7 protein-coding genes are annotated in these 12,392 nt (G+C 54.9%); 4 read left to right on the forward strand and 3 right to left on the reverse strand.

The window, feature by feature from the left end; translation table 11 throughout:
* The first annotated feature begins 40 nt into the window (after positions 1-40).
* A complete protein-coding gene (locus H6F57_RS13315; RefSeq protein ID WP_190625011.1) occupies positions 41-3,256 on the forward strand; it encodes an alpha-mannosidase in 3,216 nt (1,071 codons plus the stop codon).
* A gap of 61 nt (positions 3,257-3,317) precedes the next feature.
* Here the strand turns inward: H6F57_RS13315 and H6F57_RS13320 are convergent, their stop codons facing one another.
* From H6F57_RS13320 to lepA, 3 genes are all read right to left on the reverse strand, one after another.
* The gene (locus tag H6F57_RS13320; RefSeq protein WP_190625010.1) at positions 3,318-4,259 is read right to left on the reverse strand and encodes a glycosyltransferase family 2 protein; all 942 of its coding nucleotides are present in this window, start codon (positions 4,257-4,259) and stop codon (positions 3,318-3,320) included.
* Between the two features lie 333 nt (positions 4,260-4,592).
* The gene (locus tag H6F57_RS13325; RefSeq protein ID WP_190625009.1) at positions 4,593-5,639 is read right to left on the reverse strand and encodes a hemerythrin domain-containing protein; all 1,047 of its coding nucleotides are present in this window, start codon (positions 5,637-5,639) and stop codon (positions 4,593-4,595) included.
* A gap of 950 nt (positions 5,640-6,589) precedes the next feature.
* Entirely contained in the window at positions 6,590-8,395 is a 1,806-nt protein-coding gene (gene lepA / locus H6F57_RS13330) for a translation elongation factor 4 (protein ID WP_190625008.1), read from the reverse strand.
* 288 nt (positions 8,396-8,683) lie between these two features.
* On the opposite strand from lepA, the gene H6F57_RS13335 reads away from it, so the two are divergent.
* The 3 genes from H6F57_RS13335 (at position 8,684) to H6F57_RS13345 (ending at position 12,265) form a co-directional block, all read left to right on the forward strand.
* On the forward strand, positions 8,684-8,917 hold the full coding sequence (locus tag H6F57_RS13335; RefSeq protein ID WP_190625007.1) for a hypothetical protein: 234 nt from the start codon (positions 8,684-8,686) through the stop codon (positions 8,915-8,917).
* 156 nt (positions 8,918-9,073) lie between these two features.
* Positions 9,074-10,885: an ATP-binding protein gene (locus tag H6F57_RS13340; protein ID WP_190625006.1), complete on the forward strand. Its 1,812-nt coding sequence runs from the start codon at positions 9,074-9,076 to the stop codon at positions 10,883-10,885.
* 45 nt (positions 10,886-10,930) lie between these two features.
* Complete coding sequence (locus H6F57_RS13345) at positions 10,931-12,265, forward strand: AAA family ATPase (protein ID WP_190625005.1); 1,335 nt, start codon at positions 10,931-10,933, stop codon at positions 12,263-12,265.
* Positions 12,266-12,392 lie beyond the last annotated feature (127 nt).

The raw sequence follows: 12,392 nt of genomic DNA on the forward strand, positions 1-12,392 counted from the left end.
TGCCTACACTGGGAAGACTGCCTTTGATCATACCGGAGCCATGCCCCCCGCCACCGTTCTCCCTGTACTCCCGCCGCAGATTCTAGACTCCCTCGATCGCCTTCGTCACCTGAGCCAACTGGACGTGCGGGATACCTGGCATCGCTGTCCCAATGCTGCGGAAAGCCCGGATGTGCCTTGGGGCAAGGCTTGGCAAAACTGGCCTTTAGCAACGCTAAACGATCGCCATCACATCGCCTGGCCTAAGGGTAAAGTTTCCCTGGGGCTGCACCAGCGATTTACCTGGCCCACCGACCTCAACGGCTATCCCCTTCAAGGGCTAACGGCACGGCTAGCGTTGCGCTGGTGGGCCAACCAGGCCGATATCTTTATCAATGGCGAACTGGTGCAGACGGGGGATATATTCGACTGCTGGACGCGGATTGTGCTGACGGACTGCGTCGTGCCAGGAGAAGCGGTGGATGTTTCACTGAAGCTGCTCAGCCCGGGGCACGATGAAGGGGCGCTGGTGCAAGCAGAACTGGTTTTTGAGGCTTTGGCGGGCGACTGCCCCGAACCCGGCTTTGTGGCTGACGAACTGGCGGTCTTGGCAACCTATCTGGCCCAGTTTGATGGGGAAAAGCTCGACATGCTTACCCAGGCTCTTGAGGGAATCGATTGGGATGGGGTGGGCGATCGCGATCGCTTCCACGCCTCCCTTCTGCGCGTGCGCGATGCTCTGAAGTCGTTTTCGCCCTGGCTCAAGCAGCGCACCCTCCACTGCCTAGGCCACGCCCATTTAGATTTGGCCTGGCTCTGGCCCGTCCCCGAAACTTGGGAGGCGGCCGAGAATACGTTTTGCTCGGTGCTAGCTCTGCAGCAAGACTTTCCTGAGCTGACCTTTAGCCACTCATCCCCAGCGCTGTTTGCCTGGTTAGAGCAGCACCGCCCCGAGCTATTCGCCACCATTCAGCAGCAGGTGAAAGCGGGGCGCTGGGCGATTGATGCGGGGCTGTGGGTCGAGCCTGACCTGAACTTGCCAGGGGGAGAGGCGATCGCCCGGCAGATTCTCTATGGCCAGCGGTACTGTGCCGAGAAATTTGGCGGGGTGAGCGCGATCGCCTGGCTACCCGACACCTTCGGCTTCTCCTGGCAACTGCCCCAGCTGCTTGCCCAGGGCGGCATTCGCTACTTCGCCACCCAAAAACTGCGCTGGAATGACACCAACCCCTTCCCCCATGACCTGTTTAGCTGGCAGGGGCTAGATGGCACCGAGATTACGGGCGTCACCCTGCCCCCCATTGGCACCGACATTACCCCGGTCGAGATGGCTCAATACGCCTGCCAGTGGGAAGTCAATACAGGGTTCGTGGATGCCCTTTGGCTCCCTGGCGTTGGCGACCACGGCGGCGGCCCCACCCGCGACATGCTGCTCAAAGCCCAACGCTGGGCTAGCTCCCCCTTCTTCCCTACCCTCACCTTCGGCCACGCCGTCCCCCTATTCGACCAGCTCACCCAAGCCCCCGCCCAGGAAACAGTTGTCCCTACCTCCACCACAACCTCATCTCCGCAGCCCCTCACCTCCCCACCCACTCCCTCACTCCCCACCTGGAAGGACGAACTCTACCTCGAACTCCACCGGGGCTGCTACACCACCCACGGTGACCAAAAGCAGTACAACCGCCGCTGCGAAGACATGCTGTTTCAGGCCGAACTGTTTGCCTCCATCGCCGCAATCTGTGGACTTCAACCCTATCCCCAAACCGATCTAGAAACCGCTTGGAAACTGGTGCTGTTTAACCAGTTCCACGATATTTTGCCGGGGTCATCTATCCCCGAAGTGTTTGAGCAGGCGAATACAGAATGGCAAGCGGCGTTGGAGATGGGCGATCGCATTCTGCAAACCTCACTTCAGGCTCTCGCCGAACGCTGTCCCCTCCCTTCGCCTCCGCATCCTGACGCTGTGCCCGTGGTGCTGTTTAATCCGCTGAACTGGGAGCGCAATGAAGTGGTGGCGATCTCTCTAGCTTCTGCCCTAGCTCAGACCTCTTGGCAAGCGCAGGATACCGGGGGCCAAACGCTGCTCACCCAGACCGATCAGGCTGACTCTTCCTCACTTCTGGTCTACGTTCCCGCTATTCCTTCGGTGGGCTATCGCCTGATCTGGCTGATTCCCGCCGAGGCGGACCAGCCCAGCCCACCGCCCGCCGATTGGATTTTAGAAAATACCTATCTGCAAACCATCATCGACCCGACCACTGGCGGCATCGCTAGCCTGGTCCATAAAGCCACCGCCACCGAAACCTTCCATGGCTGTGGAAACCAACTCCAAGCGTTCAAAGACGAGGGCCAGTATTGGGACGCGTGGAATATTGCCCCCGATTACCAAGACCATCCCCTAGATGCCTTTGTGCTCAAGAGTATTAGCTGGATTGAGTATGGCCCAGTGCGGCAAACCCTCCGGGTAGTCTATTCCTTTAACCAGTCAACCATCGCCCAAGACTACCGTTTAGAGGCAAATTCCCCTGTGCTTGCGGTTCACACCGAGGTGGATTGGCATGAAACCCAGGTAGTGCTGAAGGCGGCGTTTCCGCTGACAGTGTCGGCGGCGGAGGCGACCTATGAAATTCCCTTTGGGGCGATCGCCCGCTCCACCACACCCACTACTCCTCAAGACCAAGCCAAGTGGGAAGTGCCCGCCCTGCGCTGGGCCGACCTCAGCGATGGCGAACGCGGCGTGAGCATTCTCACCGATTACAAGCATGGGTTCAATGCCACGCCCAGCCAGCTGCGACTGACGCTGCTCAAAGCTCCTATTTGGCCAGATCCGGGGTGCGATCGCGGCCTCCAGACCTTCAGCTACGCCGTTTATCCCCATGCTCACAGCTGGCAGCAGGCCAAGACGGTGCAGGCCGCCCGCAACTTCAACTTGCCCGTTCGGCCCTGGGTGTTGTCATCCTCTACCTTGTCCGTGAACGCTCGATCCTCCGTCAGCTTCCTCGATTTAGGAGACACTGCGTTTGTGCTGTCAGCCTTCAAACAGGCGGAAGGATCGGCAAATCGATACATTCTGCGCGGCTATGAAAGCAATGGCTCAGAAACATCCCTAAAGCTTCAAGGATCTATTCCAATGGAGGTGGCGGGGCGAGTCAATTTGCTAGAAGAACCCCATGAAGCGAAGGGATTGCATGAGGTAGATCCCTGGCAGATTGTCAGTTTGGCTATATCCATCAGCCCTATAGATACTCAAACTAAATTTTTGCAGGTTGCTCCCTAGCCATTGCCAGGGGCTATCCTGGTCACAAAAGCACTGATGGCTGAGGTGATGGCTTGCAACCCTAGGGCATCAGGACGGTGCGGGGAATCAGGGCATCACCCCCAGGATTTGATCGCAGTTTGCGAGCCTGGGCCAGCAGTTGCCATGCTGCAGGCGACAGTGCGCCGGGGGCTAATAGGGAGAGTCCAGTGGTGACCTGGCGCTGGCGCAAAGCAACTAGGCCCCAGTGCAGGTGCAGGTATTGGCCAATGGCGGCGAGGGTGGGAATGCGATCGCGGTATCCCTCATTCACCCGTCCATAGATACGCTCTTTGATGGTCAAATTCAGCGCCATGCGGCGGCTGAGCGGCATTTTTTGCTCGTAGCCCCCGGCCCAAAGGGTGCGGTAGGCCAGGCACTCGTTAATAAACAGCGCATCACCAAAGTCGGCCAGCTTTACCCAGGCGTCGATGTCGTCGTAGTTGGTGGTCATGGTGGTATCCCAGCCGCCCGCCTGCAAAAAGGCATCGCGGCGAGCCGCCACCTGAGCCGGGGTGCCAAAAGGCACCTGATCCATCAACATGCCGTAATGGATAGCGCTTTGGGGAATATAAAAAACTTGGCCAGGGCCGGTGGCAGGAGTGCGACGAATTTCAGCACCATGCTCGTCGACCTGGATGGCTTGGCAGGAGCAAAGGACGGCTTCGGGATGCTGGGCGATCGCCGCTGCCATCTTCTCAATGCAGTCTGGTGCTAGATAGTCGTCATCATCCAGAAACTTAACCCACTCTCCGCTGGCGGCAGCCACGCCGTTGTTGACCGTAGCAGCATGGTTAAGGTTTTTAGCATTGCGGTAGTAGACAACCTGGCTGCCCAGACTGCGCACATACTCCTCAGTGCTGTCGGTGGAGGCATCGTCAGCGACGACAACTTCGCAGGGCACGGTTTGGTTGAGACCGCAGGCGATCGCCCGCTTCAGCAGCTCCAGCCGATTGTAGGTAGTAATCACCAAGCTAAATTTCATGGCCGCCTCCCCAGGCCAGTAGGCCCAGCATCCCTAATTAGGATATTGATTGCTGCCTTAGCATGCCCTACCAACAGAATAGATTACCAAAGGGTTTAAGCCCTCGTAGAGGCTTCTGCCACGGGTAAAGAGATGGTCAAAGTTGCGTCAGATCAACCCATCAACGATAGGCTTATTTACGCTATCAGACTAAACATCCTCAAAATAACCTTGAACCCCTTCTCCCGTTTTGGGAGAAGGGGTTCAAGGTTATAGCTTGCTTCCCATAAAGTGAGACAAGCTTACGAAAGTTGGCTGCACTGAGTAGCGATGCTACATCGAGGAAAAGCGCTATTAGCTAATAGCAGATGCCATTTCCCGCTGCAGCTTACCCTTGGCAGCCTTAAAGTCAGTTGCCATTTGTTCCTTTTGGCTAGTGCTGCAATTCTTATCAATAGCGGCAAACATCGTAGATTCTTCCTGGCGAATATGATCGCCAACGACATCCATCAACTGTTTGACCTTTGATTTGAACTCATCAGTCGAAGCAGGGTCAATGGCTTTGATCTCATCCAACATGCGCTTCATTTCAGCTTGCTCATCGTACAGCTCTTGAGTATTTTCGTTGCCGTAGAATGAGCGTACGTTTGGATAGACGACTTCTTCTTCCGCTTCAGCATGGGCCAGCAAATCTTTATAAAGCTGCCCAAAATACTCTTGCAGCTTTTGAGGATCCTGAGTACCGCCGATTTCGGTAAAGATAGTGTTTGTCTTGTTATGATCTAGCCGAATCAGGGTTTGAATATTCATATCCTGTTTGTCGGTATTTTGGGTCACTACGCTACCAAATACCCCCGACAATGCGGCGATCGAATCTTGCACCCTTGCCCAAATCCCTTGATCGGCGTCTTGACCGGTCATCTCACGAACACCCACTTGTTCGAGCATTCCCTTAAGCTGTTCTTGGTGGGCACGCCCCTCAAAATTGACCGTATTCAAAGGCCCAATAGCTACTTCTATGTCTGCTCCTACCTTCTGGGCTGCCTTATGAATTACGATGCCGCTCATCGCTTGACCGTGCTTCATCAATTCATGGTGCATGAGTTTTTGGTAAAACGTAAACTCATCACCAGACATCATCTGCTCAAACTGTGAAATAAATGTTCCAGTTGCAGGACTAGGATCGGCTGGGACACCATATTGAACGATTACAGTTTCAATAATGCCAAGGTTTTTCTGGTCGTCCTCTAGAAAGTTCTGGAGACGTTCGCGAATATCCTGGTGCGGACAGGTCTCCATGAGCTTTTGATCATTCGAGATTATCAAATTTTGAAAGGCCTTTAAGTCTGCCAGTCTTTCACCGATTAACTGCCGCTTTGTATCGTCTAACGTTGTAACCATGATTGATTTTCCTCTGCAAAACAACTAGATTCAAGCTTAATTATCAAGTTTGACAAAACCTAGGCACCCCCGCCGAATCTACAGCGGTTCGAATAATTCTTGAATTCAGGATAGGCATCTTTCCTTAGAGGTAAGATGCCTATCCCAAGAATTTCTTCGAATTAGAAAAGTGCTATAAAATCATGGAAGTATGCCTACATCCTGCTTAGAGACGTTGAACAGCTGAATCTTCTATTGGTTGATAGAAAATGTGCCTATTAGCCAACGTCAAAAAGCACTAGGGAAAACTTATGTAAGCCATCCTATGCCATGATCTTGGGGGGCAAGAAACTTGAATAACACACCTCTAAACTTTAAATAGGTGTGTCTTTATCGTCTACCTAACCTGGGTCATAGGTTTTGGCCCTGCCGTGTAGAAGTAGGTATTCCTAAAGAATTAATCACAAAGGAAAAGTTTGGATTTTGTTGGTGATTAGAGCGTTAGCTAGCGGAATCCAACTAAGCTCACCGATGCTTGGGTTTCTCTGCTGGAGATACTGCGCGAACACTCTGGTTTACTCAGCTTGGGAGCATGCCTGTTTTTAGTTAGACAGAGCACTAGAGCGGTTCGGCTGCTTCAACGAAGATTTAGTTTCAGTTTTGATGCGTGTAACTAAAGCAGCGCCTAAACACGTCAAAATCAGCATTGCAGAGATTTTATAAAAATTCGAGGTCTCTGTTGGCTCTAGCAGCCTCAGCATGCTTCTCGACCTCCTCCCAGCAGAAGATTTATTGGATTGGCACTCACCTTCCTATGGGCAAGCTGCGCTAGTGCCGCAGATCTAGGCTTCTTCAGAGACCTGTTGCTTTGAGACCAAACCTAAAAGCCAAAAGGCTCTAAGGCCATCATCGCTACGACAAAACACACTCTGCAGATACCCTAGATTTAGCTAGCCCTTGTGCTCTCCAGATTACGACAGCTTCAGCACCGCCATGAAGGCTTCTTGGGGCACATCTACCGTGCCGATCGCCTTCAGACGCTTCTTACCTTTGGCCTGCTTCTGCAGCAGCTTTTTCTTGCGGGAGATGTCGCCGCCGTAGCACTTGGCCAGCACGTCTTTACGCAGGGCGGGGATGCTCTCGCTGGCCACCACCCGACTGCCGATCGCCGCCTGAATCGGAATCTTGAACTGGTGGCGCGGAATCAGTTCTTTAAGCTTTTCGACTAGGGCTTTGCCCACGTAGTAGGCCTTGTCGCGGTGGACGATGGACGCTAGGGAATCGACCGGGTCGCCATTGATCAACACGTCGAGCCGCGACAGATGGTTTTCTCGGTAGCCAATCAGGTGGTACTCCATGCTGGCGTAACCCTTGCTGCGCGACTTCATCTGGTCGAAAAAGTCAGTCACGACCTCGGCCAGAGGCACCTCGTAGATCAAGGTGGTGCGGCCCTGGGCTAGGTACCTCATGTCTTTAAATTCGCCCCGGCGGCCCTGGCACAGCTCCATCAGCGCGCCCACATATTCTTCGGGGGTGATCATGTCGAGCTGCACGTAGGGCTCTTCAATCTTTTCGCGGACCTGGGGGTCGGGCAGGGTGCTGGGATTGTCAATTTCGAGCACCTCACCCTTGAGGGTGGTGACCCGGTAGATTACCGAGGGCGCGGTGGTGATTAAATCCAGGTTGTACTCGCGCTCTAGACGCTCCTGCACAATTTCCATGTGCAGCAGGCCCAAAAAGCCGCAGCGAAACCCAAAGCCCATGGCGCTTGAGGTTTCTGGCTCGTACTGGAGAGCGGCGTCACTGAGGCGGAGCTTTTCGAGGGCCTCGCGCAGCTCCTCAAACTGGTCTGAAACGATAGGGAAGAGGCCACAAAACACCATCGGCTTAGCTTCAGCGTAGCCGGGCAAAGCTTCGGTGGCGGGGTTTTGCACCAGGGTAATGGTGTCGCCCACGCGGGCATCTTCTACGGCCTTAATCGAGGCGGCAAAGTAACCCACTTCTCCCGCATGAAGCTCGTCTACCCGAATCTGAGTGGGGGCAAGCACGCCCAGCTCGTCGATCTCGTATTCTTTGCCTGAGGCCATCAGCCGCACTTTGTCTTTGCGACGAATGCTGCCATCCATGACGCGGAAGTAGACGATCACGCCCCGGTAGCTGTCGTAGTAGCTGTCGAAGATCAGCGCTCGCAGGGGCTGATCGACGGTGTCAGTCGGGGGCGGCACCAGGTAAACGATAGATTCTAAAATTTCGTCGATGCCGACCCCTTCTTTGGCTGAGGCGAGAATGGCACCGCTGCAATCGAGGCCGATGATGTCTTCAATTTCTTGTCGGATGCGCTCGGGTTCGGCACCGGGCAGGTCGATTTTGTTGAGAACGGGGATGATTTCGAGGTTGTTCTCCAGGGCCAGATAGACGTTGGCCAGGGTTTGGGCCTCGACCCCCTGGGAGGCATCGACCACCAGCAGCGCCCCTTCGCAAGCAATCAGCGATCGCGACACCTCGTAAGAAAAATCGACGTGCCCTGGGGTGTCGATCAGGTTGAGGACATAGTCTTTGCCGTCCTTGGCCTTGTAGTTCATGCGGGCGGCCTGGAGCTTGATGGTAATGCCCCGCTCCCGCTCCAGATCCATATTGTCGAGGAACTGGGCCTTCATTTCGCGATCGCTGACGGTGCCGGTGCGCTGGAGCAGTCGGTCGGCCAGAGTCGATTTGCCGTGGTCAATGTGGGCAATAATCGAGAAATTGCGAATCTGAGAGACGGGAACCTCTGTCATACAAGGCTTACCAGCGGCATATAGTTCACAGACTTTAATATTGTAATCCCTTGTTTGGCGAATACTCGGTGGCGAGAGGGGGAGTGAATGGGGAGAGAGGTGCGGGAGAGAGGGGCTGGGGAAGGTGAGGAGATGGGGAAGATGGAGGGGTTAGACTTGTTATGTCAAGGTCTTTAGACTTAATCCTGCTGGGGTTGTGGGCGTTAACGCTAAACCCACCTATGTCAGGGCTTAGACTGAATGATAGATTTTAATCCACTCCATACCCGGCAGTTAGGCCACTCAATTATGCAAAACTCTGCCTCTCCTTCCGGCGAACGGTCGGCGGAAAAAGTTGATCTCTCAGTACAAATCGACAAAGACCTGCTCGACCAGGTTTCCCACCTTTCCCCTGACCCTAGCAAGGTGATCGATGTTGCCCTGCGGCAGTGGCTGCGGGGCGATCGCCGCTACGAAGATGATCTGGTGCGCCACCTGCCCCGCAATCCAACGGTGCCTCCTAAGGGCGAGTGGAACGATTAGGTGTGGGCAGATAGGGTTCAGGGTATACGGTATAGGGTTTAAGGCTACCCCTTAAACCCTATACCTGACACTCTAAACCCTTCCAAGATCCATCCCAACTAGAGCCATTGGTGCGATCCGTTGGTTAACATGGGAGCGTTCCGGCCTCTTACCCCTATGCGATCGCGACCTTCTTTCTCGACCTTGGCGGCGGCCAGCCCAGCGGATGCTATTTCCGCCTGGATCATGGTGCTCAGCCCTGCGGCGGTGGTGGAGTCAATTCAAACTGTGGGGAACAAAGCTCTGCCAGAGGCGCTAACAGCTAACTGGGTGGGGCGATCGCTGGCCGAAATCGTCTCCTTTGCTACTCCCCATACCCTGGGTCAGGCACTCGAAAGCCTAGCTACCCGCCAGGAACCGGTGCAGCTGCCAGGACGCTGCCCGTTGGGATCCCACAGCATTGATGTGCAGTGGGTGCTTCAACCCTTAATTGGCCTAGACGGCCAGTTGTTTCGCATTGCCGCCACAGGCTACCTGGCTGACCCGCACGGGTTGGCTGGCATTCCCTGGCTGCGAACCGTAGAAGCTCCCGCTGCGGTCCAGGAGAACTTGCCTGGGGCCTGCGCCCAGCTGCAAACCTACTCGCCCCGGCTCACCCAAATTACCCGCAACGTCCGCTGGACGCTGGATCTAGAAATTATTCGTCAGCAGACGGTAGAGGGTCTGGGCGACTTGTTTGGGGTGAACCGCTGCCTAGTGTGCAGCTGCGACGCTATCCCCAACATGACTCCTCAGGCTGCCACAGTGACCGCTGAGTATACGCGGTTGGGCGATTTGCCCAGCTGGCAGGGGCAGGTGTGGACGCTAGCCGAAACACCTTGCCTCAGTGCTGCGGCTCAGTCGTCAGTGGCGGTGGTGCCGCAGCGGCAGCCCGCTGACCCGTCTATCGTAGCGGTGGCCACTCGCTACCAAAACACCATCAACGGCTTTATCGTGCTCCACGATCGCCCCGATCGCCCCTGGTCAGACATTGAGCTAAATTTGCTCACTGACTTGGCCGATCAGGTAGGTACGGCGATCGCCCACGCCACCCTATTCGGCGAGAGCCATGCCCTAGCTATCAAACTCCAGCAGGCCAACGCCAGCCTGATGGAAAAGCAGCTTGAGTTTCAGGAGGCCCGCCGCCAAGCTGAAGAAGCCCGCCAGCAGGCCGAAGAAGCCTCGCGCCTGAAGAGCGAGTTTTTGGCCAATACCTCCCACGAGCTGCGCACCCCGCTCAACGGCATGATTGGCTTTCTCAGACTTGTGCTCGACGGCATGGCCGACGACCCCGCCGAGCAAGAAGAATTTATTGAGGAGGCGCATAAGTCAGCCATCCACCTCTTGCAGCTGATCAACGATGTGCTCGACATCGCCAAGATTGAAGCGGGCAAAATGCAGATCGACATGGGGCCAATTAGCCTCAAGGAGCTGCTGGCCGATGTGGAAAACTTCATGCGCCACCAGGCCGACGAAAAGCACCTGGCTTTCGACATTTTGCTGCCCGCCACCCGCGACGACATTACCGTCAACGGCAATTATCAGCGCTTGCTCCAGGTGCTCATCAACCTCGTGGGTAATGCTATCAAGTTCACCCACGAGGGTGGTGTCACCATCAGCGCCGAGGTGAAGCCCCAACAGATGGAATACCAGGGCAAAACCTGGCCCGGCCTGGTCAAAATTAGCGTGGCTGACACGGGCATTGGTGTTTCTCTTGAAAAGCAAGACCGCTTGTTTCAGAGCTTTAGCCAGGTGGATGGCGATCGCACCCGTCAGTATGGCGGCACGGGTCTAGGGCTAGCGATTTCCCAGCGTCTGGTGGAGGCCATGGGCGGCGTAGTGCAGTTTATCAGTATGGGCGAGGGGCTAGGCTCCACGGTGACCTTCACGGCACTGCTCTACCAGAAGCCGGTAGTGATCGACAAAGAGCCGGTATATCCACCGAAATAGAGAGTTTGCGGTTACGATAGGGCTGTTTCCGCCATCCTTGCCATCATGACCAGCAAACGAGCCACCACGCTCAAACAAGCCTTCCAAGTTTGCGATTTGGGGGCGTTAACTGGGGCTGCGATTGATCGCTATTACGTAGATCTGTCTTCAGTACGCAGTGCTCAGTCAATTACCAGCGTTAGTCACCGGCTTGATTTTCTTGACCCTGGACAACCCGCTGCCGTTCTCTTTACCGGGCACCGGGGCTGCGGCAAAAGTACCGAGCTACAGCGCATCAAACGGCGGTGGGAGCTACAGTACAACGTCATCTATATCAAAGCTACTGATGAGTTAGACATTAACGATGGTGACTACAAAGACATTTATCTGGTCATCGTCAAATATCTGACTCAAGCTCTACAAAGCTGGGGGCTCAGCAGTGATTCAACCCTGGTCAGAGCCTTTGAAGACTGGTTCAAAGATATTACTCAGGAAACCGAGCGCACTAAAGAAACCTCTGTGTCTGTAGAGGGTAAGGCAGGCGTAGGCGGCGGCATTCCCAACTTGTTGGCCATGTCCGTCAATCTGCTGGCTCAAATCAAAGGGTCAGAAAAGCACAAGAAACTCATTCGTGAAAGCTTGCAGCAGGGGTTTTCGCGTCTGCAAGAACACACCAACGCTCTGCTTAAGGATGCCTTTGAAAAGCTCAGAGAAAAACAGCCTAATACCAAAGGCTTTCTCTTCATCTTTGACAACCTCGATCGGGTGCCGCCCCAGGTAGGTGAACACCTGTTCCTCAAATACGCCAACCAGTTGGCCGAGCTGCACTGCACCGTAATCTACACCGTCCCCATTTCGGTGATTTATTCGGGCAACAACTTCGCCAACGTCTTTGGTGATCTCAACGTAATGCCTATGGTCAACATTTACCAGTTTGAGCGAGAGCCTGCTGAGTTAGCCTACAACCCTAACGGGCTGGAGGCGATGGCCAACCTCATCGATCAACGAGTTGATACGGAACAGCTTTTTGAAAGCAGGGAGATCTTGCATGAGCTAGTGCGGTTAAGCGGTGGGCATGTGCGCCAGCTTATGCAGCTCATTCGTACGGCCTGTCTGAATGCACAAGGCAGCAAGATTTCAGCCACGGATGTAGAACGCGCTGCTGCTAAAGAGCAAAACCACTTCGAGCGCTTCATCCCCAGCGACCACTACCCGGTGCTGGTCGACATTTACCGCCACAAGGGAGTTCAGCTCGATCCGGCGGCTCAAGCTATGATGCAGTCAATGCTGTTCAACATCACCGTGCTGGAGTATGAACAGTTGGACAACCTGCAAGCCTGGAAATACATCAACCCACTGGTGAGGCGAACCAATGCCTTTCGGGAAGCTCTTCGGGCGTAGTAAGCCCTCTCAGCCATCGCCAACCCCTCAGACACCGCAATCAGAGCAGGTCGTTTCCCCATGGGAAGCCCAAAATGAAGACACGATTGTAGAACTGGCTCGGTTTATTGACTTTGCCGAAGGTTTC

Origin of the sequence: Leptolyngbya sp. FACHB-60 (genome assembly GCF_014695775.1) — a bacterium.
Taxonomy (GTDB): domain Bacteria; phylum Cyanobacteriota; class Cyanobacteriia; order Phormidesmidales; family Phormidesmidaceae; genus Nodosilinea.